The organism is Desulfitobacterium chlororespirans DSM 11544, assembly GCF_900143285.1.
Lineage (GTDB): Bacteria > Bacillota > Desulfitobacteriia > Desulfitobacteriales > Desulfitobacteriaceae > Desulfitobacterium > Desulfitobacterium chlororespirans.
The window spans coordinates 55,602-80,947 of record NZ_FRDN01000007.1 but is presented as its reverse complement, the minus strand read 5'-3'; the positions used below and the strand labels follow the sequence as shown (position 1 = coordinate 80,947).

Below are 25,346 nucleotides of genomic sequence, written 5' to 3'. Positions count from 1 at the left end.
ATGTTAGGGCAAATTATCATCTCGGTGATTCTGGGGGCGCTTGGCCAGATCCTCGTAAAAATCGGAGCAAAAAATCTTGAACTGGATTTTTCTCCTGAGAATTTACTGAGAAGCCTCGGTGCAATTATGCAAAACTTCCCGGTGATGTCGGGACTGTTTCTTTATGGGATAAGCTTCATATTATGGATTAAAGTGTTGACTAAGACGGAGTTAAGCTATGCATACCCTTTTGTTAGCCTGGGCTATATTTTTATTATGGCTTTTTCGGTTATGGTCTTTAAAGAGAATATTTCCTTTTACCGAGTGCTGGGAACAGTGTTGGTTATTGTCGGCGTTATTTTTATTTCCAGGAGCTAGGACTCTGTAACACCTAATTCCTCACATTTCCGGCCGGGCATGCAAGTTTTAAATGTTACAGAGTTCCCAGGGGGAAGCCCCTTCCCTTGATTTGGTTTGGTTCTGATAGAGATGTGCTCCTCTGACTGCAGTGGGTTTTTACTAACCGGACTGGGTTGGTGGAGCATTTTTATTAAATTATATTTGACAAATAGGATAGGGGGGTATACTATAATTTCAGGAGGTGGACACTTATGGACAAAAAAATGGAACACTGTCCAGCTTGTCATGACTCAAACTCACAGGAAAGTGAAAGACTAAGCCATCATAGCGAAAAGACCATTCGTGAACTTGCCAACCGGATGAATCGCATCGAAGGCCAGATTCGCGGTATCAAAGGAATGATTGAAAATCATGCCTACTGTGACGATGTATTAAACCAGATTGCTTCGGCTCAAGCTGCTCTTAACGGAGTCTCCAAGCTTCTTCTGGAAAAACACATGAAATCCTGTGTGCTTGAGCAGCTTCAGGAGGGTAACGAGCAAGTCATCGATGAGCTGGTCAAAACCATGCACAGAATGATGAAATAAGCGGCAGCAAGGACCTTAATAGCGGGATAGAAGCCGAGGGGGCGAGATAATGAGTAAAAAGAATACAGCAATCAAGGTGACCGGCATGACCTGTGAGCATTGCGTACGCCGGGTAAAGAAAGCTCTGGAAAGTTTGCCGGAGCTGGAGAATGTAAAAGTCTCTCTGGAGAACGAGGAGGCCAGCTTTGACTGGGCCGGGGAAGACTTAAGCATGGCAAGGGTGAAAGATGTCATCGAGGAAGCGGGCTATACAGTGATAGAGGACCAGGAAGAAGCTCAGCAAAAGGTTCCGGTTCAGGCTCAGGGGATGCTCATGAAGGAACTGAACGTCTATGGTATGACCTGTGAGCATTGTGTACGTAGGGTGAAAAAAGCTCTGGAGAACCTCCCTGAAGTGATTGATGTGGAAGTTTCATTGGCGGAGTCAAAAGCCTCCTTTCGCCATAATCCGGCGATAACCACAGAGGCACAGATTAAAGAGGCAATCCAGGAGGCGGGATATTCTACAGAAGCCACAGAAGCCACAGAATCCATTGAAGTCACTGAAGCCTCCGTCCCGGACATTCAAAAATCGGAAAGCCCTGCACAAGAATTAATTAACGAGAAGAAACAACTTAAAATAACCGGTATGACCTGTGCCAATTGTGCCCTGACGATTGAAAAGGGAATGGCCAAGCTGCCGGGGGTCAAAGCCGCTACGGTCAATTTTGCCTCAGAGAAACTTTCCCTGGATTATGACCCGGCACTTCTCGATGAGAAAACTATCCTTGAGAAGGTCAAGGATTTGGGCTATGGGGCTTATATGGAAGGCGATGAAGGAAAAGCCCAGTTTAAAGTGAGCGGTATGACCTGCGCTAATTGTGCACTTACTATTGAAAAGAAATTGCGCAATACACCGGGAATACAGACTGTAGCCGTTAATTTTGCTACAGAAAGCGTCACAACAGAATATGATCCCAACCTGATCGATCTGGAGACCATCTATGAACAGGTCAGAGATGCAGGCTATACCCCCATTGAGAATAAAGAGGAATCTCATGAGGATAACCATGTGAAATCCCAGCGGAACTGGGTTATTTTCAGTGCAGTGTTGTCGGCACCTCTGATGCCCATGATGTTTATGCCCATGACCCATGGCATCATGTATGCTATGTTCATCCTGGCCACTATCGTTCAATTTACGGCAGGTTGGACATTTTATCGAGGCGCTTACCATGCTCTGAAGAACCGTTCCACTAACATGGATGTTTTGGTCGCCATGGGCATCACCGCTGCTTATGCCTATAGTGTGATGACAACCTTTCCCCATATTTTTTTCGAAGGGCCCACTTTCTTTGACACATCGGCCCTCCTGATTACCTTTGTGCGTTTTGGTAAGTATTTGGAAGCAAAAGCCAAGGGACGTGCCGGTCAGGCCCTAAAACGCCTCCTTGAGCTGCAAGCGGATAGAGCCCGTCTGTTGATTAACGGAGAAGAAAAGGAGGTCCCCGCTTCCAGTGTCAAAATCGGGGATATCGTCTTGGTGAAGCCCGGAGAAAAGATTCCTGTGGATGGCGTGATTGTTGAAGGGCAAGCCAGTATTGATGAGTCCATGATTACAGGAGAATCGATACCCGTTGATAAAGGTGCCGGTGAAAATGTAGTCGGTGCAACCATCAACCAGTCGGGAAGTATTAAAATCTCCACCACCAAAACGGGTAAAGACAGTGTCCTTTCCGGAATTATTAAAATGGTGGAAGATGCCCAAGGAGTCAAGCCGCCCATTCAACGTCTGGCGGATAAGATATCCAATGTCTTTGTGCCTGTGGTCGTAGCTATCTCCATACTTACCTTCATCATCTGGTATGTAGTTTTGGACAGCACCTTTGTCTTCGCTTTTACCGCTGCCATTGCTGTCCTGGTCATAGCCTGCCCCTGTGCTTTAGGGCTGGCAACGCCCACGGCTATTATGGTGGGAAGCGGTGTCGGTTTAAACCGGGGTATCCTCTTCAAATCAGCTGCTGTGCTTGAAGGAATAGCCAAAGTGGAGGCTATTGGCTTTGATAAAACAGGCACCTTAACCAAAGGGAAACCGGAAGTAACCCATCTGATGGCTTATGAAGGATATGCCCAAAAGGATCTGCTCAGGATTGCTGCGGCAGGGGAGAACCCTTCTATTCATCCCTTAGCTCAAGCTATCGTCCAAAGAGCTAAAGATGAAGGGATCGAAGTGGAGGAAGTTCAGGATTATCATGAGGAAAGTGGTCACGGCACCCTTTGCTCTTACCAAGGTAAAAAATTGCTCATCGGTAATAAAAAACTGATGAGCAAAGAGAATATTTCTACTGAGGCTGTAGAGAAGGATTTTCAGGAATTGGCCAACGCAGGAAAGACCACCAGCTTTGTGGCCTATGACGGGAAAGTCATTGGCATCATCGCCTTGGCCGATGTCTTAAAAGAGAGTACGCAAGAAGCGATTAAACGCCTGCACGGCCTGGGGATCAAAACCTTCATGATTACCGGGGATAATAAGAAAGTCGCCACCGTCATCGGCAATGAAGTAGGCATTGACGAAGTGGTTGCAGAGGTCCTCCCCCAGGATAAAATCGAGATTATCAAAAGGTACCAAAATGATGGCCTGAAAGTGGCCATGGTTGGAGACGGGATCAATGATGCCCCTGCTTTGGCTCAGGCCGACATCGGCATCGCCATCGGCTCAGGAACGGATGTGGCCAAAGAAACCGGGGATGTGGTCCTGGTGCGCAATGATCTTCTCGATGTGGAACGCGCCATTCGCCTTGGCCGCAAAACCTTAACCAAGATTAAACAGAATTTATTCTGGGCTCTCATCTACAATACACTGGGAATCCCCATTGCCGCCGGAGTGCTTTTTCCGATTACCGGAGAGCTTCTGCCCCCGGAATGGGCTGGCCTGGCCATGGCCTTTTCCTCAGTGTCCGTAGTGACCAGCTCTCTGCTGCTCTCCAGGTATAGTAAAAAACTAATTGATTAAACATTGTTATTTTTCTCCTTCGACAGGATGGAGGAATAGATAAAGGGAGGTAAAGAACCATGAATCAAACCTTAAAAGTTACCGGAATGACCTGCAATCATTGCAAAGCCCATGTGGAAAAAGCCTTGCTGAAAGTGGGCGGAGTCCAACAAGCAGATGTGAATTTAGAAAAAGGAGAGGCAGTAGTCGCCGGATCAGCCGGCCGGGAAGAGCTGATTAAAGCTGTGGAAGACGCCGGTTATAGCGCCGAGTGATGCATGTTTTGCCAGGAGATTTGCCATACTAAGATTTGAGCAATACGAATCTTAATGAGGTGAGAATTATGGCATTAATACCTAATGACCCTTTCCGGATGTTCAACCACTATTGGGATGAAATGGAGCGTAATTATCTTAGAGGCCGTGGCAAAGAGGAACTTTCCCAGTTTCTCTACCGGATCGATGTGGAGGAAACAGCGGACCAAGTGTTTGTCATGGCGGAGATTCCCGGTCTTGAGAAGAAAGAGGACCTGCATATTGAGATCGATGAAAGGCGTTTGACCATCAGTGGTGAGATCAAACGAGCTGCATCGACAACTGAACGCTCTTCTCACCGTACGGAGAGATATTATGGAAAGTTCAGCAGGACAATCAAACTTCCGGCAGTGGTAAAAGCAGACGGCTCCCATGCCAGCTACAGAAATGGGATTTTGGAATTGTCTTTTCTCAAGGATCGTCACCCGGCAGCCCGCACCATCGAAGTGGATTTTCATTAGGGTATCGGCATTTAGAAAGGGGCTCGTAAGATTCGAATCTGGATTCGAATCTTACGAGCCCTCATTACCGTCCTTGTCCTAGGATAAACGACCGGTCATATTGCGTTCGGCGATCTCAATTGCCTTTTTCACCATATTGCCACAATCCCGAGATGAAACACCACTGAACCCTTCTTGATTTAAGGTATCCGAAAATCCAAGCTCCTGAGCTATCTGCTGCTTAAGGTTATCGGACATGGTACTGCGCCGTCTGGACATTTGGATTCCTCCTTTCACCTTAGGGAAATTCATCTCCTTGCCATTTAAGCAAGTAACACTAGTTTGCATCGCTTCCCTGAACTTTATGTGTGAGGAAAGAGTTGTTCTTAGATCTTCTTAGATCTCCTTAGCTCGGATAAGGGATAAATAATTAGATGAAAGCCGGAAAAACTGTTATGATAGACCCAATTCAGCCTAACAAAAAATAAAGCAACAAAAAGGGGGAAGGGATGTGCCGCTTTTATTCGGGACGGCCGGGGTTCCTTTATCGGCCAAAGAGCGTTCCACAGAAGCAGGGGTCAAGCGTGTCCGGGAGCTTCAGCTGGACGCCATGGAAGTAGAGTTTGTCCAAGGGGTCCGCATGGGAGAAGAAAAGGCCCAAAAAATTGCCCAAATAGCTGTGGAAGAGAAGGTTGCCCTAAGCTGTCATGGTCCTTATTGGATTAACTTTAATTCTCAGGAACCTGAGAAAGTAGCAGCCAGCCGTGAGCGCCTTTTGCATAGTGCACGCATCAGTAAAATCTTAGGTGTTAAGAGTGTAATATTCCATCCTGCCTTTTATCATCAGGATGATCCCCAGGTTGTCCTGGTAAGAACCGCTGGGGAACTCATGAAGGTTCGGGAGATTCTGGATGCAGAAGGAAATGATGTCATATTACGGCCGGAGACCACGGGGAAGCCCTCACAACTGGGCACTCTTCAGGAGGTTCTGACCCTGGCGCAAGCAGTTCCAGGGGTTTTGCCCTGTATTGATATCAGTCATCTGCATGCCCGCAGCAATGGGAGGATCAATACCTACGATGAATTCTGTCAAGTCCTGGAGGCTGCGGCGGAATCCCTGGGGGATCGCTGGGTTAAGCATGTTCACTTTCATGTCTCCGGGATCGATTATGGTGTTAAAGGGGAGAAAAAGCACCTTATACTTGAACAATCCGATTTGCGCTATCCAGAGCTAATGAAAGCCTTTCACACCTTCGGTGTGGAAGGATTGGTGATTTGTGAAAGTCCCAATCTTGAAGAAGATGCCCTTCTTCTGCAAACGACTTACCGCACTATGGCTTAATCACTATGGCTTTATAAAGAGATAAAAGAAGTTAAACCGAATCTAAGAGTCTATCAGGCTAGTTTGGTTATTCTGTGCGCAAGGCTTCCACGGCATCCTTTTTGGAGGCCAGCCGGGCGGGGATGTGGCCCCCTAATACGGTTATGACGGTGCTGAGGATGACTAAGAGAACAGCATGATCCAGCCTTAAATGGGAGGCATTGGTGAGGCCGGTCGACTTATTGATGGCTTGATTGATGGGGAAGGTGCAGGACCAGGCTACCACAATGCCGAGCACACCGGAAAAAACCCCGAGAATAAAGGTTTCGGCATCAAACACTCTGGTAATATCCTTTTTTCTGGCCCCCAGTGCTTTTAAAATACCGATTTCTTTGGTCCGTTCCAAAACACTGGTATAGGTAATGATGCTGATCATAATCATACTGACCACCAAAGAAATAGCGGCAAAGGCGATCAGGACCAGGGTGATGCCATCCATAATTCCTTTCGTCAGACTGGAAAGGGTCCCGGCCAAATCGGTAAAGGTGATGACATCCTCTTCAGCTTTGCCCACATTATAATGCTCAATATAGTTGATGACTTCGTCCTTGGCGTCAAAATCCTTAGGAAAAACCATGACCATATAGGGTGAAGGATCACCCCCTAAATAAGCGAGCAGAAGTTCTTTAGTGTTTGCGTCGATTTTTTCCCTGGTTAAAACATGATAATCAGCATCCCGCTGGGCGATCACAATATCGGAATCCATAGCGTTATCAATAACTTTTTGCGACAGCCGATCATCATAAGCGATCCCGGATGCCAGCATAGACATACTGGTTCCGGCTTTAGGCCGAACCACACCGGAAATCCTGATGGTAAAACCATGTTCAGAGGTATAGTTTTTCTGATAATTATTGGCCGGGAGATAAGTTCCGAAGGAGGTTTTCGTGTAAAAGTCGTTATTATGGATCACTCTATACTCCGTTCCCACAACAGCGGAGAAGGCGATACGGTCACTGCCTTCTACTGTAAACCCTAAAGCCCCCAGGGTTCCCTTTTCGATTTGATTTTGATTATTCAATACCAGGACCACGTCCGTAAGTTGCCGGGGATAGTCACCGGCCAGTAATTCATAATTGTCTGCCAGGTAACTATTATTTCCGGAAACAGCACTGGGAAAAGAGGACAAACCTACTGAACTTGAGGAGGTCATATTACCTGAGGGAGGTCCATTGCTCAGAGTGATGGGAAGGTAGTTATTGTCAGTCTTCCGTAAGAGGTTCATCTGGACCACCCGGGTATAGCCAATACTGCCCACAATATCCGGGGAGACATGCTCTAAGTAGTCGATAAACTCTTGAGAAAGATCGTTTTTATGAGTAATAACGTTTTTAGCGGAATCGACGATCACAATTTCATGAGCAGTGGAAGCGGCAGGGGTACCATAAATCCGATCCCGAATTTCCAGGGTCATATTGTTCAGATCGTTGGCATTCATCTGTTGAGTTTCCTGAGAGATAATGATCGGAAACTCAGCCATGGCATCGAATTGAAATTCATCAATCTCGGCACGAAAGCCTGTGGATAAGCTTAAAATGACAGCAATCCCGATAATACCGATACTGGAAGCAAGGGCAGTGAGAAAGGTTCGCCCTTTTTTGGTCCATAGATTTCGGAAGGATAAGTTAAGGGCGGTCAAAAAGCTCATTCCTGTTTTCTTGAGGTGAAAGTACTCGGGTTGGGAGGGGGCGCCATAAGGGTTGGTATCGTCAATAATCTTGCCGTCGGAAAAGCGGATAATGCGTTCTGCGTAGGTTTTGGCCAGCTGAGGATTGTGGGTAACCATAATCACCAGCCGATCCTTGGACACTCCTTTGATCAGATCCATAATCTGAACACTGGTAGTGCTATCCAAGGCTCCCGTGGGTTCATCGCATAAAAGAATTTCCGGATCATTGGCAAGAGCTCGTGCTATGGCAACCCTTTGCATCTGTCCCCCGGACAGTTGATTGGGTTTTTTATGCAGATGCTCTTTGAGTCCGACTTTTTCCAGAATGTCCAAGGCCTTTTGACGTTTGGCCTGTTTGGAAACACCGCTCAAAGTCATCCCCATTTCCACATTGGCCACGATACTGATATGAGAAATTAAATTATAGCTTTGGAAAACAAAGCCCACCGAGTTATTGCGATAGGCATCCCATTCATACTCTTTAAAGGCTTTGGTGCTTTTTCCTTTGATAATCAAGTCTCCTGAATCGTAATGATCCAGTCCGCCGATCATGTTTAAGCAGGTGGTCTTTCCGGAGCCGCTGGTACCCAATATAGCCACAAACTCTTTATCCCGAAAGGAAAGGTTGATACCATCAAGAGCCTTCGTTTCGATATCCCCTACCCGATAGGTCTTTTTAATGTCTTTAAGCTCAAGCATGACAGCCTCCTGAGAGTATACCCTAAGCGTATACATAATGGGTCTCCTGGGTATTTTCTCTTTTACTGATGGTTTTAATGCAGGGGCAGGCCAAGTTTCTTTACGGATAAGGAGGAAAAACAAAAGTCTGAAAAGAATATACAAGGAATTGGGAAACAATTTAGGAATGTGCCGAGGCATGAAAAAGCAAGTTGACTTTAGGGAGGATGAGAAATGAATTATTCAGCAGCTCATGATGTTGCTCTTGAGAAGTTTCGCCAGGCAACCCTTGAGGAAATATCAGAGTACTCCGGTTACCCCATCGATGGGAATAGGATCAAGATAGAATTCCTGGGTCGAAGATTTGATGTTGACTATCCATCCGGTCAATTTTTTGTTGAGACAACACTGAATGAAGAGATTTCTATTCCCACTCAGATACTGATACTTCATTATTTAGTGAACCGCTCGCCCGCTATGCAGACCGGGCAATTAATATCTTACAAAGAACTGCCGGGGGGAAGTATCTATATACAACCCTTTACCAACCGCGCCATTAATCCTTTGGTTAAAACCTTTGGTTCCCAACGGTCAAATCTTATTCAGGCGGCCGGCACTTTGGGAGGGGAAGTCGTTTCCCTGGGCGATGCTGCCGTGGTTCTCAGTGTATTCCCCAAGGTGCCCATAACCTTGGTGATCTGGGAGGCTGATGATGAGTTTCCGGCCACCGGTAATATTCTTTTTGATTCCTCGGCCGGCACGATTCTCCCCACAGAAGACTATGCAGTCTTAGCCAGCCAGGTAGTGTTCGCTTTGCGTAAGTTAGCATCTCAATGAGCCGGATGCGGCTAAAAATTATTCAGATCATGGCTGGGGAAGCGCTGAAAAAACCTAAAGCTGAGATTAAGGAAAATCACATCAGATATCCCTGAAAAGCAATAAGTAAACCAATGGGTTAAATGATAATTATTTTTATTAAAAATATTGAATTAAGGCCTTGACATAGATTTAACAAGCTTATATAATTGCAAATGTAGTCCGGATTATGAAAATCTATGGAGCTTGTATGGCAGAATTTTGTCTAACAAGTGTTTTTTTTGGCCAGATACTTGTTGTGACAAATGTAGTTAATGCAAATATTGAATAAGCAATAGTTAGCTATGCAATGATTTGTATTTTCAGTGTTTTCGTTAAAAGATTTATTTTCACAGATAGACTCGTTCTGGGTCATAGGGCAGAAGAGGTATTTCTTCAGTAGGAGGCTTTTCAATTAGTGTAATTTTTAGCTTTTTAATTAAAGCTAAAACGTAAAAAATAACAAGTTCTCAAGATTAGGGAGGAAAAGAAGAGATGAAAAAGATTTTGGGTGTTGTGCTTTCTTTAGGGTTAATCGTTGGGCTCGCTGGTTGTTCGAGCCAGGCTCCTGCAGCTACTGCTGCCTCGACTCCGGAACCGATTAAGATGGGCCGCGTTGATGCTGCCGCTCATGGTACCAATGCAGTAGCCGTTGCTGTCGTTGCAGTTCAAGGGGACAAGATCGTTGGTGTATCACTTGACGAGTACCAGTTTATGCCTGCTGATCAAGCTAAAGGTCTTGCCAATACAGAAGGCCTGGCTGCCAAGAACTATAAGGATCCTGCTCAAGTTCTTGCTTCCAAAATTGACAACAATGAGTACTACAGCAAAAACATGAAGGAAAAAGCAGGATCTACTGTTGCCTATGTTGACAACTTCAACGCTATTGTCGAATTCTGCGAAGGAAAAACTATTTCCGAATTGGAAGGAATTCTTTCTTCTACTCCTGCAGAAAAGATGCCTGTTGACACTGTAACCGGTTCTACTTTAGCTGACACTGCCGGCTACATCAAAGCTGTAGTTAACGCCGCAAAAGCTGCCAAATAATTTAACTTACTATTAAAATATTAGAGATCTTCAATAGTAAAAGAGTGCCCGCTACCTGAGAAGGTAGTATAGGGCGCTCTTTTTTTAATCCCTTAATAAGGAAGCGATGACTCTTAATGGAGAGGATGCCAATAATCTAAGTCAATAACATCGAATGAACTTTAAGCTCTGGTTTACAATAAAGCTTGAGGAGGTGTATTTGATGCATACCGTATGGAAAGGTTCAATCAGTTTCGGCTTAGTCAATGTTCCGGTCAAAATGCATGCTGCTACAGAAACTCATGAATTTCACTTTAATTATTTACATAAAGACTGTCATAATCGACTTCGCTATATAAAGAAATGCCCCCATTGTGAAGTAGAAGTGGCTGCTGAAAATATAATTAAAGGTTATGAATATGAGAAAGACCATTATGTCATTATGGAGGAGGAAGATTTAGCCTCTCTGGAGGCTCCCCTGAGCCGTTCCATTGATATATTGGATTTTATCGATCTCAGTGATATTGATCCGATCTATTATCAAAAATCCTATTATTTAAGCCCGGAAGAGGCGGCTCATAAAGCCTATAAGCTGCTTTGTCAAGCTATGTCCGATACCGGAAAAGTCGCTATAGCCAAACTAACTATGCGCTCCAAGCAACACTTGGCCTGTCTTAGGATTATTGATCAGAGCATTATGGTCCTAGAAACGATGTACTATCCGGCAGAAATCAGACACCTGGAGGCAAGCTGGGATAATGTATCCCCTACAGACACAGAAATTGCTATGGCCCGTCAGCTCATTGAGAATCTGGCAGCACCTTTTGCACCGGAGAAATATCGGGATGAATTACGGGAACAAGTAAAAGAGCTCATCGAGAAGAAGGTCTCCGGAGAAACTTATCGGGTTGCCGCTGCGCCGGAGCCGGGAAAAGTCGTGGATTTAATGGAAGCTTTACGGGCCAGCATCGCCATGACCGATCAGAAAAAGAAGCAAAATACAACAGATTCGGAAACGGAGGAAAAGCCAACGAAATCCACATTAACTCCCCGGAGACGACGCAAGGTAAAAGAAGCATAATTTGGATTTGAAGAAAAGACAGGCAGGAAAAAAACGATTTTCAGAGAATACATCATTATTTTTAGTAATAGTATAAAATTCGACATAGCTCGACGCAGGAAAAAATCCCCAAAGTCGCGAATTGATGGACGGGGGAGGGTTGATCTATGAATAAAGAGAGTTTAAAAGGAGCAATAAAGGACACATTAATAGAAGAAAAGCTTATGCGAGCTGTGATACATACTATACGGGGCGTAGGAAACAGCAAGCTGCGCCATCTGATTGCCCGCTACGGAAGCGCCGTAAACGCTTTGCAGCAAAGCGAAGGGAGTCAACACGCTCAAGAAGAGCGTTGGCAGCAGCAGATTGCGCAAAAGTGCAAAGAAATCAATCCTGGGGATATTCGGGAAACCTTACAAAGTCAAGGCATCAAGTTGATCATTCCCGAAGAAGAGGGTTATCCGGATTTGCTGCGTCAGTTGCCGGATGCTCCGCCGCTGCTCTATTACAAAGGAGCTTTGCCGAGCAGGCCAGAATGTCTGGCCATTGTGGGGGCTCGTAAAGCTACTCCTTACGGAAGAGCTGCAGCTGAAGCGCTGGCCCAAGACATCGCCGGCCAGGGGATTGTGGTGGTGAGCGGGTTAGCCAGGGGTATCGATGCAGCTGCTCATCGGGGAGCACTGGCTGGTAAGGGAATAACCTGGGCGGTCATGGGCTGTGGGCTGAATCATATGTATCCACCGGAAAATCAAAAGCTCGCCGAGGAAATCCTGGCCAAGGGAGGTGCTCTATGGAGCGAATTTCCTCCGGGAATGCCTCCGGAACCCCAATTCTTTCCGGCACGCAATCGTTTAATCAGCGGGATGTCCAGAGGTGTCGTCGTTGTGGAGGCCGCCCTGAAAAGTGGAGCATTGATCACTGTGGATTTCGCCCTGGAGCAAGGCCGTGAAGTTTTTGCAGTGCCTGGACCCATTTTTAGTCAGATGAGTAAAGGCCCTCATCATCTGATCCGGCAAGGTGCCAAGCTGGCAGAGAGCTTTGAAGATATATGTGTTGAGATTCCTGCTTTTGCCGGAGTTGGTCATCTGTCCCCCCAATCTTCAGACCAGGGTACGGAGTCAGCGGAGAGCGGAAAGCAAGAAGGCAAACGGGAAATAAGCAGCGACCAGCAGCACATTCTGAACCAATTGAGTGATGTCCCTACCCATATTGATCAGATTACGATGAACTCAGAGGTTCCTCCTGAGCAAATTCCCTTGGCATTGCTTGAGCTCCAGCTTGCCGGCCGCATCGAGCAACTTCCCGGCCAACTTTATGTATTAGCGTATAAGTGCTAGACATACTATGGAAAAGAAGATAATATTAGGCTAGTTTATTTGTAACCCTTCAAGCTGCAGATATTCAAAATTTTGAAGATTTAGGCTTGTGATATACAATAGGAAAGTAAAATAAGACGTTTGAGATTTCTTGAGGTGATGTATGGCTAAAACACTCGTGATCGTTGAATCTCCGGCTAAGGCTAAATCCATAAGCAAATTTTTAAGCAATAATTATACGGTCAAAGCGTCCATGGGACATTTGCGGGATTTACCTAAAAGCCAAATGGGAGTTGACGTAGACAAAGACTTTGAACCCAAATATATAGCTATTCGTGGACGCGGGGATTTAATTAAAGAGCTGCGGGCTGCCGCGAAGACCGCCAATAAAATTCTCCTGGCCTCTGACCCCGACCGCGAGGGGGAAGCCATTGCCTGGCATTTAGGCCATCTGCTCGGTTTGGATCTATCGGAGAAGTGCCGCATTGAATTCCATGAGATTACCAAACCGGCCATTACGGCTGCCATCAAACACCCCCGTCAGATCGATTCCAGTAAAGTGGATGCCCAACAAGCCCGTCGCGTCTTGGATCGTTTGGTGGGGTACCAGCTGAGTCCGTTCCTTTGGAGAAAAGTGAAAAAGGGCTTAAGTGCCGGCCGGGTTCAATCGGTTGCTGTTCGTTTAATCTGTGATCGGGAAGAAGAGATTCGGGAGTTTATCCCGGAAGAGTACTGGACGTTGACCGCTTCCTTGAAAAGTGAGGGAGGGGTATTTTCGGCTAAGCTCGCTAGGAAAGGGGAGCACAGGATTGCCATTGCTTCGGAAGAAGAGATGAAGAAGGTTCTTCAAGAGCTGGCGGATCAGGCTTACCGGGTTAAAGATGTCCGTACCAAGGAGAAAAAGAAACAACCTTCACCACCCTTTACCACCAGCAGCCTGCAACAGGAAGCTCATCGCAAGCTGAATATGTCACCGAAAAGGACCATGATGCTGGCCCAACAGCTCTATGAAGGGATAGAGCTGGGTAAGGCGGGAGGCATTGGTTTAATTACCTATATGCGTACCGACTCGGTAAGAATTTCGGAGAGTGCCCAAGGGGAAGCCAAGGATTTTATTGTCGAGCATTATGGGGCGGATTATTATCCTCCGGAACCCCGTCAATTTAAAAGCAAAGGCCGGGCTCAAGAGGCTCATGAGGCCGTTCGCCCTACTTCCATATTAAGAACACCGGACTCCGTGAAGGAGTTCTTGTCCAGGGATCAGCTGCGTCTTTATCGGTTAGTCTGGGAGCGTTTCCTGGCCAGCCAAATGAGTGCGGCTGTTCTTGATACGTTAACTGTTGAAGTCGAGGCCGGGGAGTACTTATTTCGTGCTAACGCTTCCACCGTGCGTTTCCCCGGGTATCTTGCCGTTTATGAAGATGGGCAGGACGAGAATGATGATCAGGAAGAAGGGACCCTGGCGGCCAATATTCAACCCCATGAAAGTCTCAATGCCCTTCAGCTCCAAGAGAAGCAGCATTTTACAGAACCGCCTCCCAAGTATACAGAAGCCTCTTTGGTGCGCAAAATGGAGGAGGAGGGAATTGGCCGGCCCAGTACCTATGCTCCGACTATCGAAACCATTCAATCCCGGGGCTATGTGGCTAAGGAAGGAAAACAGCTTTCTCCCACTGAATTGGGAGAAATCGTCGTCTCCATTCTCAAAGAGTATTTTCCGGAGATCGTGGATCTGGAATTCACAGCTAATATGGAGAAAAGGCTGGATGATATTGAAGAAGGAGCTTTACCCTGGAAAGCCGTCATTCGGGATTTCTATGGCCCCTTTGCGGAATCCATAGAGGAAGCGGATCAGGTGATGGGTAAGGTACAGATCGAAGATAAGGTATCGGAAGAAATCTGTGAAAACTGCGGCCGTAATATGGTGATCAAAATGGGACGCTATGGTAAGTTCCTGGCCTGTCCGGGTTTCCCTGAATGCCGTAACACCAAACCTCTGCTCGAAGAGGTGGGAAGGCCCTGTCCTGATTGCGGGAACCCGCTGGTGATCCGACGCAGCAAGAAGGGCAGAAAGTTCTATGGATGCAGCACTTATCCGGAATGTGAGTTTGTTTCGTGGGAGTTGCCGGCACCGGAGCCCTGCCCGAAATGCGGAGGATTAATGGTGGTTAAGACTTCAAAGCAAGGGCAAAAATATGTCTGCACCAATTCCGAATGCCGTTTTGACAAGCAAGTAGAGGAGCAAGCAGAATAATATGTCAGCCATTAAAGTGATCGGAGCAGGTCTGGCCGGGGCGGAAGCCGCTTGGCAGATTGCCCGGCAAGGAATAGAAGTTGAGCTTTATGAGATGAGGCCGGTGCAAATGACACCGGCTCACCATACCGGCCATTTTGCCGAATTGGTTTGCAGTAACTCCCTTAAAGGAGCAGGATTGGATAATGCGGCGGGGCTGTTGAAAGAAGAGATGCGCCGACTGGATTCATTGCTCATGAGAGTGGCGGACCAGTATGCCGTGCCGGCAGGAGGCGCTTTAGCTGTTGATCGTGAGCAGTTTTCTCAGGAAGTAACCAAACTGCTCCAAGAGCACCCCTTGATCCAGGTTCACCGGGAAGAAGTTAAGTCCCTTCCCCAAGCGGGTATTGCTGTGATCGCCACAGGGCCGTTGACCTCGGAGGACTTAGCTATGGAGATTCAGAAGGTGACAGGTGAGGATGCCCTTGCTTTTTATGATGCCGCAGCCCCCATCGTTACTTTGGAATCGATTAATATGGAAAAAGCCTTCTGGGCTTCCCGTTATGATAAGGGGGACCCTGATTACCTGAATTGTCCCATGACTGAAGAAGAGTATAAGCGGTTTTATTATGAGCTGCTTAAAGCCGAGACAGCTGAAGTGAAAGGCTTTGAAAAAGGGAAAGTCTTCGAAGGCTGTATGCCCGTGGAAGTCATGGCAGCCCGGGGAGAGCAAACCCTGACTTTTGGCCCCCTGAAACCTGTCGGTCTTATTGATGCACGCACAGGCCAACGCTCTTATGCCGTTGTCCAACTCCGCAAAGAAAACCGGGCGGGGACCCTCTTTAACCTGGTAGGATTCCAAACCCATCTCAAATGGGGAGAGCAACAGCGGGTTTTCCGTCTCATCCCGGGCTTGGAAAATGCTGAATTCGTCCGTTTCGGAGTCATGCATCGCAATACCTTCTTAAACGCCCCTAAGGTATTAAAAGCTGACTACAGCCTTCAAAAAACACCGCAGCTCTTTTTTGCCGGTCAAATCACCGGAGTAGAAGGGTATGTGGAATCCACGGCCAGCGGGTTAGTGGCAGGGCTCAATGCCGTTCGACGCCTCAGGAATCTGCCCACCCTCATTTTCCCCCAAGATACAGCCCTGGGTGCTTTAGCCCGTCATTTAGAAGGATCCCCCAGCGTGGATTTCCAGCCGATGAGCATCAACTACGGCCTCCTTCCTCCGCTGGAAGTCCGTATCAAAGCGAAAAAGGAGAAAAACGCCAAAATATCCGCGCGGGCTCTGGCGAAGCTGGAGGAGTTTAAAGCTGCTGAGGGGCTGGATTAAACGAAAGCAGACTCTCCAGGATTTTGCTTTACAGCGGTCGCTCCATAAGCTGCGCGGACAAAACTAACGCTCAAAGCCCTCCGCTCCGCCGGGTGCCCCGCCAAATCGCTCCTGCTCAATGGCGGGTTGGAAACGTCCTGTTTCCAACCCGGCTCCGCTGCAGGCTTTTCGCGAAGTTTTGTTTCCGCTCGCTTAAAATCGCTTCCCTTCTGTAAATCAAAATCCTTGGGTTGTTTTTTAAGTTGTGCATGCAGGGTTTTGAGGGAAGTAAGGGATAAGCTGCTTGGCTTGACCTGAGTCATTTTTTCCGTCTTTGCCGATGCCGCTTGGGGCGGCAAGGTCGGCGACAGTAGCGGTAGCAGTATGTTGGCTCCCTCTCCGGGAAAAGCTCAAGAGATAGCCGTGGAGATGACCACAGAAAAGACTTGCATGAGTCTCGAAAGAAGTGCTAAAAAGACCTGCAAGCAGTAGCTTTACGCACAAAAGGGAACGGATTTAGCGGAGGGGCGGTCGGGTAAACAAAGCTTTCTTAACGTAGCGGAGCCACGGTTAACATGCAGTAAGCAGCGGGGTTTGGTGACGAAAGTGTCCGGTGGACAGTTTCGCTCAAGGCGGCACACTCAAAAGCATGCTCATCCGCCGCAGATGCTGTTAAGAAAACGAGTTTACCAGCCTCGGAGCTATGGAGAACGTGAGCCTCCGATTAAGAAAGCCTCCGGTGGAGGGTTTCAGGAGCTCACGCCCGAAGGTCCGTTGTGCGTAAAGCTACGCAACCCAGACAATAAGCTACGCGACCCAGACTGCTATAGATAAAAGACTAAACAAACCGAGGTGAAAACACCACCATGCAAGCCGATCATGCCCTTAGCCTATTTGACGGTCACCTAAAAACCCAAAACCGCTCCCAGCATACCCTCATGGCTTATCATAAGGATCTCATCCAATTCTTTGAGTTTGCTGCCCGGGAGCTGGGAGAAGAGCCGGAAAAAGTGACCGTTGATCAAGTGGATATCTATATCGTGCGCAGTTTCCTCGGTGAAATGACGGATCGGGGTCTGGAGAGAAAAAGCATGGCTCGCAAACTTTCTGCCTTGAGAGCCTTTTTTAAGTTCCTTTGTCGGGAGGGGATCCTGCAGAAAAACCCCATTCAGCGCATAGCCACCCCTAAACTGGGCAGAAAGCTTCCCCACTTTCTCTCCCTGGAGGAACTGGATCGATTAATTCGCACTCCTGATTGTGCCACACTGCTGGGAGCACGGGACCAAATGATCCTGGAATTGCTCTACGGCTCGGGTTTACGGGTCAGTGAGCTGGCCGATCTTAATCGCCAGGATATTGATGAGGGGACTTCCCTGCTGCGGGTTCGCGGCAAAGGAAATAAAGAGAGAATCGTTCCTTTAACAAATTACGCCCTGGAAGCCGCCCGCAAGTATCTGGCGATGAGAGAAGATAAACAAGAGGCATTGCTTTTGAACTATCAGGGCACAAGGCTCTCCGTTCGTTCTATACGTCGAATTCTTGATGGATTGGCTTTGGAGGCTGGATTATCCCAACACCTTCATCCCCACATGCTTCGCCACTCCTTTGCCACCCACTTGCTTGATGGCGGAGCCGATCTCCGCAGTGTTCAGGAGCTTTTGGGGCATGCCAAGCTTTCCTCTACCCAGATTTACACTCATCTAACCAAGGAGCGTTTGCGGGAGGTTTATGAACAAAATCATCCCCGTGCTAAGAAAATGTGAAGAATTCGTAAGTTTTCACAAAAAGACAACAATTGTATACAATTTCCCTTGACACTTACCCAATAATTCTGTAAACTGCCGATATAAGGAGGTATTCCCATGTTTCACGCAACGACTATAGTTGCTGTAAAAAAGGGTGATCAAGTGGCAATGGCTGGCGATGGCCAGGTGACCATGGGTCAGGCTACGGTGATGAAGCATAAAGCAAGAAAAGTGCGCCGACTATTCCATGGCAAGGTTCTTGCAGGATTTGCCGGTTCTGTTGCCGATGCTTTTACCCTCTTCGAGAAGTTTGAAAATAAGCTTGAGGAATACCAAGGGAATCTCCAACGAGCTGCGGTAGAGCTTGCTAAAGACTGGCGGATGGATAAAGCACTTCGCAATCTTGAAGCCCTGCTCATTGTAGCAGATAAGCAAAGCATGCTCTTAATTTCCGGCTCCGGTGAGGTTATCGAACCTGACGATGGAATAGCAGCGATTGGCTCCGGTGGCAACTATGCTTTAGCAGCAGCCCGGGCATTGGTTAAAAATACAGATCTCCAACCTGCACAGCTTGTTCAAGAGGCTATGGAGGTCGCTTCATCCATTTGTGTCTATACCAATGACCAAATTATTGTTGAAGAATTGTAAGGAGGGGAGCCAATGGAACAACTAACACCACGGGAAACTGTCCGGGAATTAGATCGATACATCGTAGGTCAGAACCAAGCTAAGCGGGCAGTAGCCATAGCACTCCGTAATCGCTACAGAAGATCCTTACTCCCCGAAGGGATGCAGGAGGAAGTTCTCCCGAAGAATATTCTGATGATTGGCCCCACAGGCGTTGGGAAAACTGAGATTGCCAGACGTCTGGCCAAACTGGTGCGAGCACCTTTTCTTAAAGTGGAAGCCACAAAGTTCACTGAAGTGGGCTATGTGGGAAGAGATGTTGAATCCATCGTCCGTGATTTAGTTGAAATTTCCTTGCGCATGGTTAAGGCGGAGAAGATGGAAGAAGTGGAGATTCAGGCTGCACAGGCTGCGGAAAAACGCCTTGAAGCCTTACTCGTTCCGGGGAAGCGTCAAGAAAATAATTCGTCAAACCCTTTTCAGTTCTTGTTTAATCAAGGCCAGGAAAAGGAGGAGACGGTAACTCCTGAGATTGAAAGGGATAGGTCATTTATTCGAGAACGCTTGCACCGCAGAGAACTTGATGATCAAGTCATCGAGGTGGAGGTAGAGGACAATCAACCCCTTCTCCCTGATTTCTTAGGAACCGGCATGGAGATCAATACGAATCTCCAGGATATGATGGCAGGCATGCTTCCTAAAAAGCGGCATAAACGCAAAGTCACAGTCAGCGAGGCCCGCCGTATCTTAACCACTGAAGAAGCCCAGAAGCTCATTGATCATGATGAAGCGGTTCAAGAAGCAATTCGCCGAGCGGAACAGGAAGGGATGGTTTTCCTCGACGAAATCGATAAGATTGCCGGAAGAGATGGAGCCTCCGGTCCCGATGTATCCAGGGGAGGTGTCCAAAGGGACATACTGCCCATTGTCGAAGGCTCTACCATTAATACAAAATACGGACCTGTAAAGACAGATCACATCCTGTTTATTGCGGCTGGTGCTTTCCATGTGGCCAAGCCATCAGACCTTATTCCCGAACTCCAGGGACGCTTTCCCATTCGGGTTGAACTGGAATCTCTGAGCATTGAGGATTTCAAACGGATTTTGACTGAACCTCAATCCTCATTGATTAAACAGTACAGCGCCTTGCTGGAAACCGAGGGGATAAAGGTCGAGTTTACAGAGAATGCTATTGATGAATTAGCAAAAGTTGCCTATGAGGTGAATTCCAACACGGAAAACATCGGGGCCAGAAGGCTGCATACTATCGTGGAAAGAGTTTTGGAGGAATTGTCCTTTGAAGCCTCGGAGCTGCCGGAAGATTATACGGTCACGATTAATCGGGAATATATCCAGCACCGACTTGGCAATATCGTGAGGAACCAGGATCTTTCCAGGTATATCCTTTAACAGGAATTCGAATCAGCGTTTTTAAATAATAGGAGGAATTTTCACCATGAAAAGCTTATTGGAAAAAACAAGAGCGATTAGTAAATTAATTCAGAAAGCTGCCGGACATTCCGTAGATTTCGACGAAATGGCCAATGTGCTAAGTGAATCCATTCAGTCCAATTGCTATATTGTAGGACGTCGCGGTAAAATTTTAGGCTATAGCTTTATGCAGAATTTTGGCTGCAACACCATGGAAGACATCGTCGTTCATACCGAGCGGTTCCCGGAAAGTTATAATGAAGGATTATTAAAGGTCACGGAAACCCGATCCAATACCACTCAAGTAGCCAACGGCTGCGTCTTTAACGAAAAAGAGCGATGCCATTTCAATAATAAAATCACGACGATTCTTCCGATTCTCGGCGGTGGAGAACGGGTGGGGACCTTGGTATTGGCAAAATTCGATCAGGATTTCAGCGAAGCGGACTTAATTCTTGCTGAATACGGAGCGACAGTGGTCGGTATGGAAATTCTGCGCATTAAAGCTGAGCGGGCGGAGGAAGAAGCGCGTAAGAAAGCGGCTGTCCAAATTGCTGTAGGGACTTTATCTTATTCCGAATTGGAAGCAGTGGAGCATATCTTTGCTGAATTAGGCGGCGGAGACGGCTTACTGGTGGCCAGCAAGATCGCCGACCGGGTGGGAATTACCCGTTCCGTCATTGTCAACGCCTTAAGAAAATTTGAATCCGCCGGAGTGATTGAATCCAAATCCTTAGGGATGAAAGGAACCTACATCCGCGTCTTAAATGATTATCTCCTCGAGGAGTTGGACAAAATCAGCCACAACAAGTAATTACTGAACTCGTTTATTCCGTGTAAGCACAAAGGTGGAGGGATCTGGATGGAAGAGCAGGTTTATTCCTATCAAGTGAAGCCTTTGCTGATTCCCGGGGGGCTATATCTGGTCATTACCCCTCTTGTTTTAGCTGTTTTACACTATGGACTTAAGATAGCGGCTTTAGAATTCAATGTGCTGCGGGTTATCTATTTACTCACGGCTCTGGGAATTGCCGCCATATGGATTTATGGGCGGAGCAAGAACTTCCGGGTCAGTGATAATCAACTGGTCTTTGCTTCTCTGCGGGGAGAGCACAGCCTTTCCCCGGCCGAGATTCGCCGCATTGCTCTCTTCACCACCAAACAAGGTAAGGAGATCGTTCAGATTAAAACGAAGAAACAGGACTATTATCTTAGTGATCTCTATTTTCCTTTCCCTGAATTGATGACGGAGCTGGAGCAATACATCAGTGAGAATGAGATTCGGACAAACTTTTCCCGTGCCTAAGCTTTTTGTTGCATTAGCGTTATAATTGTGATATCCTATTCGCAGTGTGAAATGAATACACACGCAGAGGGATTGAGGCTTGAGTTCCCTAAAACCAGGGTTGGCCGAGAGATGAACCTGCGGAGGAAAAAACAAGAAAGGAGGTGCAACACAATGGCTGTAATTTCTATGAAGCAATTACTAGAAGCCGGTGTTCACTTCGGTCATCAAACTCGTCGTTGGAATCCTAAAATGGCTCGTTACATTTTTACGGAGCGCAATGGTATCTATATCATTGACCTGCAAAAAACCGTAAGAAAGGTAGAGGAAGCCTACAATTACGTGCGGAATTTAGCGGCAGACGGTGGTACGGTTTTGTTCGTCGGTACAAAGAAGCAAGCTCAGGAGTCCGTGAAAGAAGAAGCTGAACGTTGCGGTATGTACTATGTCAATGAGCGTTGGCTCGGCGGCATGATGACCAACTTCCAAACTATTCAAAAGCGCGTTAGCCGTCTTCGTGAATTGGAAAAGATGGAAGCTGAAGGCGTATTCGAAGTTCTTCCTAAGAAAGAAGTTGCTGCACTTCGCCATGAAATGGAGAAGTTGGAGAGATTCTTAGGCGGAATCAAAAGCATGAAGAAACTTCCTGATGCCCTATTTATTGTGGATCCACGCAAAGAGCGGATCGCTGTGGCTGAAGCCCGCCGCTTGAACATCCCTATCGTTGGTATTGTGGATACGAACTGCGATCCTGATGAGATTGACGTGGTCATTCCAGCGAATGATGACGCCATTCGTGCAGTAAAGCTTTTAACAGGCCGTATAGCAGATGCCATCATTGAGGGACAACAAGGAAGCGATGAGGCTGAAGAAGCAGAGATCACTGCTGAAGAAGTCGTTGCTGAATAATTATCCCCCATACGGGTAAATGTAGATTAAGTAGAGGGGCAGGGTGAAGAAGGGTTGGTTAAGCTTCCCGGATGCTCATCCTGCTCCTTTTCTGTAGACTGTCAGAAAGTATAAACTTGCGTTATATACTTTCTAAGCATAAGGGCAACCAGCGACTGCGCCTCATTGGCGAGCATGCGTTTAAGGTTCGGCGAAGCCGGGTTTTCTTTAAGATCATGTCCTAAGAAATAGATACATATGTTTGGAGGGTTTTAACTATGGCAGAAGTAACTGCAGCTCAAGTAAAAGAGCTCCGTGAACGTACCGGAGCAGGAATGATGGATTGTAAAAAGGCTCTTAACGAAGTCGGCGGCAATATGGATAAAGCGATTGATTTCCTTCGTGAAAAAGGTCTCGCTGCTGCAGCCAAAAAAGAAGGACGCATCGCAGCCGAAGGGATCGTTGAAGCTTATATTCATGGCGGCGGAAGAATTGGCGTCATGCTTGAGCTCAACTGTGAAACAGACTTCGTGGCTAATACGGATGATTTCAAACAATTTGCCAGAGATATTGCTCTACAAATTGCTGCGGCCAAGCCCCGCTACCTTGCGAAAACCGATGTTCCAGAAGAAGAGCTGGAACACGAAAAGAATATCCTTAGAGCTCAGGCTTTAAATGAAGGAAAACCTGAGAAGATCGTTGATAAAATGGTCGAAGGAAGGATCTCTAAATTTTATAAAGAAGTATGTTTGCTTGAACAAGAATTTGTTAAAGATCCAGATAAGACGATTAATGATCTTGTGCTTGAAAAAACGGCTAAGATCGGGGAGCGTATCGTCATCCGCCGCTTCACTCGTTATGAAATGGGCGAAGGTATCGAGAGACGCGAGGAAGATTTTGCTGCAGAAGTTATGAAAGAAATGAACCGCTAAGGTAAGCAATTAGAGGACACTTAGGTGTTCTCTTTTTACACCGTCAGAAAGTATAAACTTGAATATGGAAGAGGATTATTTTTCGTTATGTAGAAATATGTATTTGGAGGTTCAGCAATGGAAACACCACGATATCGCCGGGTTATCTTGAAACTTAGCGGGGAAGCGTTAGCTGGGAGTCAGGGCTTTGGTATTGCCCATGAGATGCTTGTAACCGTTGCCGAACAAGTTGTTGAAATCCAGAAACTTGGGGTAGAAGTGGCCTTAGTGGTTGGTGGTGGAAACATCTGGAGAGGAATCGCGGGGAGTAAGCAAGGGATGGATCGGGCCAATGCGGACTATATGGGAATGCTGGCTACGGTCATGAACGCTTTAGCGCTGCAGGATGCCATGGAGAAGGCCGGTGCGGCCACCCGTGTTTTGTCCGCTATTGAAATGAGACAAGTGGCAGAACCCTATATTAGAAGACGGGCTATCCGTCACCTTGAGAAAGGACGCGTTGTTATTTTTGCGGCTGGAACCGGCAACCCTTACTTCTCAACGGATACCACGGCAGCGTTGCGGGCGGCGGAGATTGAAGCTGAAGCTATTCTGATGGCTAAACGTGTGGATGGAGTGTATGACAGCGATCCCTTGAAGAATCCTGAAGCTAAAAAATACGATAGATTGACCTTTTTGGATGTGCTTAGTCAGGGATTGGGAGTTATGGACTCTACAGCAGCCTCATTGTGTATGGACAACAATATTCCTCTGATCGTGTTTGACCTGAACAAAAAGGGTAATATCCGCAAAGGGATTATGGGTGAATCCATTGGAACATATGTAGGGAGGGATAAGTAATGATTAATGACGTTTTAAAAGAAGCAGAAGACCGGATGGTCAAAGCGGTGGAAGCGCTGAAAAGAGAATATGCTACGATTCGGGCCGGGCGAGCCAACCCCAACATGTTGGACAAGATCACTGTGGAGTACTACGGCACCCAGACTCCGGTGAACCAACTTGCCAATATTTCCGTACCGGAGCCTCGCATGCTGACGATTCAGCCCTGGGATAAATCCAGTCTGCCCATGATTGAGAAAGCGATTTTAAAATCTGATTTAGGATTGAACCCCTCAAGCGACGGTACAGTCATTCGTTTGCTCATACCTCAGTTAACCGCCGAACGAAGAACGGAAATCGTCAAAACTGTGAAGAAAAAAGCTGAGGATTCCCGGGTTGCCGTACGCAACATCCGCCGGGACTCCAATGACGAACTGAAGAAACTGGAAAAAGATCATACGGCTTCAGAAGATGAAGTTAAACGTGCCCAAGATGATGTGCAAAAAATGACGGATAAGTTCGTCAAAGAAATTGATCGTATTATGGGTACGAAAGAAAAGGAAATCATGGAAGTTTGATTTTCAGTGGATCTGACCCCCTTTAAACATAAGGGGGTCTTTACCCTCTCTAAGGTCTGCCCATTGGAGGTGTGGAAATGTGGCATAGATTTTGGGACAAAAAAGAGCAAAGCAAAACCTTGGCCGATCAGCTGGATAAAGACAATTTACCCCGGCATATCGCGATCATTATGGATGGGAACGGCCGCTGGGCGCAAAAACGTGGCTTACCCCGAACTGTAGGTCATAAGGCTGGCGTTGAAGCACTGAGGGATATCGTTAAAGCTTGTTCAAATCTTGGCATTGAGGCCTTAACGGTGTATGCTTTCTCCACCGAAAATTGGAGTAGGCCTAAAGAAGAAGTCAATATTCTTATGAATCTATTGATCGACTATTTACGGCGTGAGCTGGATGAACTCCATGATAATAAAGTGCGTGTACAGATGATTGGCAATATGGAGCAGCTCCCCCTGGAAGCTCAGAAGGAATTAAAGCGCTCTATTAAGAAAACGGGGAATAATGGGGGACTTATTCTCAATTTAGCCTTAAATTACGGTGGGCGCGCTGAAATTACTTGTGCAGTACGGCAACTCTGTGAAAAAGTCATGAAAAAGGAACTTACACCTGAGGAAATCACGGGTGAACTGATCTCACAACATCTGTTTACTTCAGGATTATCTGATCCGGATTTGCTCATTCGAACTTCGGGAGAATTGCGTGTAAGCAATTTTTTATTATGGCAGATTGCTTATACCGAGATTATTGTCACAGAATGCTTGTGGCCTGATTTTAGTCCGGATCAACTGGTTGAAGCGCTGCTGGAATTTCAGAAGCGGGAGCGCCGTTTCGGCGGGTTGAACAAGCGATAAGGAGTATCA

24 protein-coding genes are annotated in these 25,346 nt (G+C 46.9%); 22 read left to right on the top strand and 2 right to left on the bottom strand.

The features are described 5' to 3' along the window. The 5 genes from BUA14_RS11095 (at position 1) to BUA14_RS11075 (ending at position 4,672) form a co-directional block, all read left to right on the top strand. The gene (locus BUA14_RS11095) at positions 1-357 is read left to right on the top strand and encodes an SMR family transporter (RefSeq protein ID WP_072772668.1); all 357 of its coding nucleotides are present in this window, start codon (positions 1-3) and stop codon (positions 355-357) included. A 233-nt stretch (positions 358-590) separates the two neighbouring features. Beyond that, entirely contained in the window at positions 591-926 is a 336-nt protein-coding gene (locus tag BUA14_RS11090) for a metal-sensitive transcriptional regulator (protein WP_072772667.1), read from the top strand. A 49-nt stretch (positions 927-975) separates the two neighbouring features. Further along, positions 976-3,918 (top strand): heavy metal translocating P-type ATPase, encoded by a 2,943-nt coding sequence (locus BUA14_RS11085; RefSeq protein WP_072772666.1) that lies wholly within the window; start codon positions 976-978, stop codon positions 3,916-3,918. A 59-nt stretch (positions 3,919-3,977) separates the two neighbouring features. Further along, complete coding sequence (locus BUA14_RS11080; protein WP_072772665.1) at positions 3,978-4,172, top strand: CopZ family metallochaperone; 195 nt, start codon at positions 3,978-3,980, stop codon at positions 4,170-4,172. Positions 4,173-4,240: 68 nt separating this feature from the next. Next, positions 4,241-4,672, top strand: coding sequence for an Hsp20/alpha crystallin family protein (locus tag BUA14_RS11075; RefSeq protein WP_072772664.1), 432 nt, complete (start codon positions 4,241-4,243; stop codon positions 4,670-4,672). Between the two features lie 78 nt (positions 4,673-4,750). Here BUA14_RS11075 and BUA14_RS11070 read toward each other — a convergent pair whose 3' ends face one another. Beyond that, positions 4,751-4,930 (bottom strand): small, acid-soluble spore protein, alpha/beta type, encoded by a 180-nt coding sequence (locus BUA14_RS11070; protein WP_072772663.1) that lies wholly within the window; start codon positions 4,928-4,930, stop codon positions 4,751-4,753. A gap of 232 nt (positions 4,931-5,162) precedes the next feature. Between BUA14_RS11070 and BUA14_RS11065 the strand changes: the two genes are divergently transcribed. Continuing rightward, positions 5,163-5,993 (top strand): TIM barrel protein, encoded by an 831-nt coding sequence (locus tag BUA14_RS11065; RefSeq protein WP_072772662.1) that lies wholly within the window; start codon positions 5,163-5,165, stop codon positions 5,991-5,993. Positions 5,994-6,060: 67 nt separating this feature from the next. Here BUA14_RS11065 and BUA14_RS11060 read toward each other — a convergent pair whose 3' ends face one another. Next, entirely contained in the window at positions 6,061-8,400 is a 2,340-nt protein-coding gene (locus BUA14_RS11060; protein WP_072772661.1) for an ABC transporter ATP-binding protein/permease, read from the bottom strand. 213 nt (positions 8,401-8,613) lie between these two features. On the opposite strand from BUA14_RS11060, the gene BUA14_RS11050 reads away from it, so the two are divergent. The 16 genes from BUA14_RS11050 (at position 8,614) to uppS (ending at position 25,337) form a co-directional block, all read left to right on the top strand. Continuing rightward, complete coding sequence (locus BUA14_RS11050) at positions 8,614-9,216, top strand: DUF3786 domain-containing protein (RefSeq protein WP_072772659.1); 603 nt, start codon at positions 8,614-8,616, stop codon at positions 9,214-9,216. Between the two features lie 513 nt (positions 9,217-9,729). Further along, positions 9,730-10,281, top strand: coding sequence for a hypothetical protein (locus tag BUA14_RS11045; protein ID WP_072772658.1), 552 nt, complete (start codon positions 9,730-9,732; stop codon positions 10,279-10,281). A gap of 202 nt (positions 10,282-10,483) precedes the next feature. Continuing rightward, on the top strand, positions 10,484-11,341 hold the full coding sequence (gene ku, locus BUA14_RS11040) for a non-homologous end joining protein Ku (RefSeq protein WP_072772657.1): 858 nt from the start codon (positions 10,484-10,486) through the stop codon (positions 11,339-11,341). A 146-nt stretch (positions 11,342-11,487) separates the two neighbouring features. Next, positions 11,488-12,657: a DNA-processing protein DprA gene (gene dprA / locus BUA14_RS11035; RefSeq protein WP_072772656.1), complete on the top strand. Its 1,170-nt coding sequence runs from the start codon at positions 11,488-11,490 to the stop codon at positions 12,655-12,657. A gap of 142 nt (positions 12,658-12,799) precedes the next feature. Continuing rightward, the gene (gene topA / locus BUA14_RS11030; protein ID WP_072772655.1) at positions 12,800-14,890 is read left to right on the top strand and encodes a type I DNA topoisomerase; all 2,091 of its coding nucleotides are present in this window, start codon (positions 12,800-12,802) and stop codon (positions 14,888-14,890) included. A 1-nt stretch (position 14,891) separates the two neighbouring features. Next, on the top strand, positions 14,892-16,205 hold the full coding sequence (gene trmFO / locus BUA14_RS11025) for a methylenetetrahydrofolate--tRNA-(uracil(54)-C(5))-methyltransferase (FADH(2)-oxidizing) TrmFO (RefSeq protein WP_072772654.1): 1,314 nt from the start codon (positions 14,892-14,894) through the stop codon (positions 16,203-16,205). An 845-nt stretch (positions 16,206-17,050) separates the two neighbouring features. Further along, entirely contained in the window at positions 17,051-17,947 is an 897-nt protein-coding gene (gene xerC / locus BUA14_RS11015; protein ID WP_072772653.1) for a tyrosine recombinase XerC, read from the top strand. A 99-nt stretch (positions 17,948-18,046) separates the two neighbouring features. After that, complete coding sequence (gene hslV / locus BUA14_RS11010) at positions 18,047-18,577, top strand: ATP-dependent protease subunit HslV (protein ID WP_005810679.1); 531 nt, start codon at positions 18,047-18,049, stop codon at positions 18,575-18,577. A 12-nt stretch (positions 18,578-18,589) separates the two neighbouring features. Beyond that, positions 18,590-19,966, top strand: a complete 1,377-nt coding sequence (gene hslU, locus BUA14_RS11005) for an ATP-dependent protease ATPase subunit HslU (protein ID WP_072772652.1) — start codon at positions 18,590-18,592, stop codon at positions 19,964-19,966. Positions 19,967-20,012: 46 nt separating this feature from the next. Next, complete coding sequence (gene codY / locus BUA14_RS11000) at positions 20,013-20,801, top strand: GTP-sensing pleiotropic transcriptional regulator CodY (RefSeq protein WP_072772651.1); 789 nt, start codon at positions 20,013-20,015, stop codon at positions 20,799-20,801. Positions 20,802-20,849: 48 nt separating this feature from the next. Continuing rightward, positions 20,850-21,293 carry a hypothetical protein gene (locus BUA14_RS10995; RefSeq protein WP_072772650.1) on the top strand — a complete coding sequence of 148 codons (444 nt, stop codon included), beginning with the start codon at positions 20,850-20,852 and terminating at the stop codon, positions 21,291-21,293. 153 nt (positions 21,294-21,446) lie between these two features. Beyond that, positions 21,447-22,181, top strand: a complete 735-nt coding sequence (gene rpsB / locus BUA14_RS10990) for a 30S ribosomal protein S2 (RefSeq protein WP_072772649.1) — start codon at positions 21,447-21,449, stop codon at positions 22,179-22,181. 257 nt (positions 22,182-22,438) lie between these two features. Next, positions 22,439-23,092, top strand: coding sequence for a translation elongation factor Ts (tsf, locus tag BUA14_RS10985; RefSeq protein WP_072772648.1), 654 nt, complete (start codon positions 22,439-22,441; stop codon positions 23,090-23,092). A 117-nt stretch (positions 23,093-23,209) separates the two neighbouring features. Then, complete coding sequence (gene pyrH / locus BUA14_RS10980; protein ID WP_005810668.1) at positions 23,210-23,932, top strand: UMP kinase; 723 nt, start codon at positions 23,210-23,212, stop codon at positions 23,930-23,932. Further along, positions 23,932-24,489, top strand: a complete 558-nt coding sequence (gene frr / locus BUA14_RS10975) for a ribosome recycling factor (protein ID WP_015944743.1) — start codon at positions 23,932-23,934, stop codon at positions 24,487-24,489. The genes pyrH and frr overlap by 1 nt, the downstream gene beginning before the upstream one ends. Positions 24,490-24,566: 77 nt before the next feature. Then, on the top strand, positions 24,567-25,337 hold the full coding sequence (uppS, locus tag BUA14_RS10970; RefSeq protein ID WP_005810664.1) for an undecaprenyl pyrophosphate synthase: 771 nt from the start codon (positions 24,567-24,569) through the stop codon (positions 25,335-25,337). Positions 25,338-25,346 lie beyond the last annotated feature (9 nt).

What these genes read in the sequence shown, in the direction of transcription:
- rpsB (WP_072772649.1), top strand. Translation starts at nt 21,447, where the DNA reads ATGGCTGTAATTTCTATGAAGCAATTACTAGAAGCCGGTGTTCACTTC.
- BUA14_RS11050 (WP_072772659.1), top strand. Translation starts at nt 8,614, where the DNA reads ATGAATTATTCAGCAGCTCATGATGTTGCTCTTGAGAAGTTTCGCCAG.
- codY (WP_072772651.1), top strand. Translation starts at nt 20,013, where the DNA reads ATGAAAAGCTTATTGGAAAAAACAAGAGCGATTAGTAAATTAATTCAG.
- BUA14_RS11080 (WP_072772665.1), top strand. Translation starts at nt 3,978, where the DNA reads ATGAATCAAACCTTAAAAGTTACCGGAATGACCTGCAATCATTGCAAA.
- BUA14_RS11060 (WP_072772661.1), bottom strand. Translation starts at nt 8,400, where the DNA reads ATGCTTGAGCTTAAAGACATTAAAAAGACCTATCGGGTAGGGGATATC.
- tsf (WP_072772648.1), top strand. Translation starts at nt 22,439, where the DNA reads ATGGCAGAAGTAACTGCAGCTCAAGTAAAAGAGCTCCGTGAACGTACC.
- BUA14_RS11095 (WP_072772668.1), top strand. Translation starts at nt 1, where the DNA reads ATGTTAGGGCAAATTATCATCTCGGTGATTCTGGGGGCGCTTGGCCAG.
- uppS (WP_005810664.1), top strand. Translation starts at nt 24,567, where the DNA reads ATGTGGCATAGATTTTGGGACAAAAAAGAGCAAAGCAAAACCTTGGCC.
- BUA14_RS11090 (WP_072772667.1), top strand. Translation starts at nt 591, where the DNA reads ATGGACAAAAAAATGGAACACTGTCCAGCTTGTCATGACTCAAACTCA.
- BUA14_RS11075 (WP_072772664.1), top strand. Translation starts at nt 4,241, where the DNA reads ATGGCATTAATACCTAATGACCCTTTCCGGATGTTCAACCACTATTGG.
- xerC (WP_072772653.1), top strand. Translation starts at nt 17,051, where the DNA reads ATGCAAGCCGATCATGCCCTTAGCCTATTTGACGGTCACCTAAAAACC.
- ku (WP_072772657.1), top strand. Translation starts at nt 10,484, where the DNA reads ATGCATACCGTATGGAAAGGTTCAATCAGTTTCGGCTTAGTCAATGTT.
- trmFO (WP_072772654.1), top strand. Translation starts at nt 14,892, where the DNA reads ATGTCAGCCATTAAAGTGATCGGAGCAGGTCTGGCCGGGGCGGAAGCC.
- hslU (WP_072772652.1), top strand. Translation starts at nt 18,590, where the DNA reads ATGGAACAACTAACACCACGGGAAACTGTCCGGGAATTAGATCGATAC.
- BUA14_RS11070 (WP_072772663.1), bottom strand. Translation starts at nt 4,930, where the DNA reads ATGTCCAGACGGCGCAGTACCATGTCCGATAACCTTAAGCAGCAGATA.
- pyrH (WP_005810668.1), top strand. Translation starts at nt 23,210, where the DNA reads ATGGAAACACCACGATATCGCCGGGTTATCTTGAAACTTAGCGGGGAA.
- dprA (WP_072772656.1), top strand. Translation starts at nt 11,488, where the DNA reads ATGAATAAAGAGAGTTTAAAAGGAGCAATAAAGGACACATTAATAGAA.
- BUA14_RS11085 (WP_072772666.1), top strand. Translation starts at nt 976, where the DNA reads ATGAGTAAAAAGAATACAGCAATCAAGGTGACCGGCATGACCTGTGAG.
- BUA14_RS11045 (WP_072772658.1), top strand. Translation starts at nt 9,730, where the DNA reads ATGAAAAAGATTTTGGGTGTTGTGCTTTCTTTAGGGTTAATCGTTGGG.
- frr (WP_015944743.1), top strand. Translation starts at nt 23,932, where the DNA reads ATGATTAATGACGTTTTAAAAGAAGCAGAAGACCGGATGGTCAAAGCG.
- hslV (WP_005810679.1), top strand. Translation starts at nt 18,047, where the DNA reads ATGTTTCACGCAACGACTATAGTTGCTGTAAAAAAGGGTGATCAAGTG.
- BUA14_RS10995 (WP_072772650.1), top strand. Translation starts at nt 20,850, where the DNA reads ATGGAAGAGCAGGTTTATTCCTATCAAGTGAAGCCTTTGCTGATTCCC.
- topA (WP_072772655.1), top strand. Translation starts at nt 12,800, where the DNA reads ATGGCTAAAACACTCGTGATCGTTGAATCTCCGGCTAAGGCTAAATCC.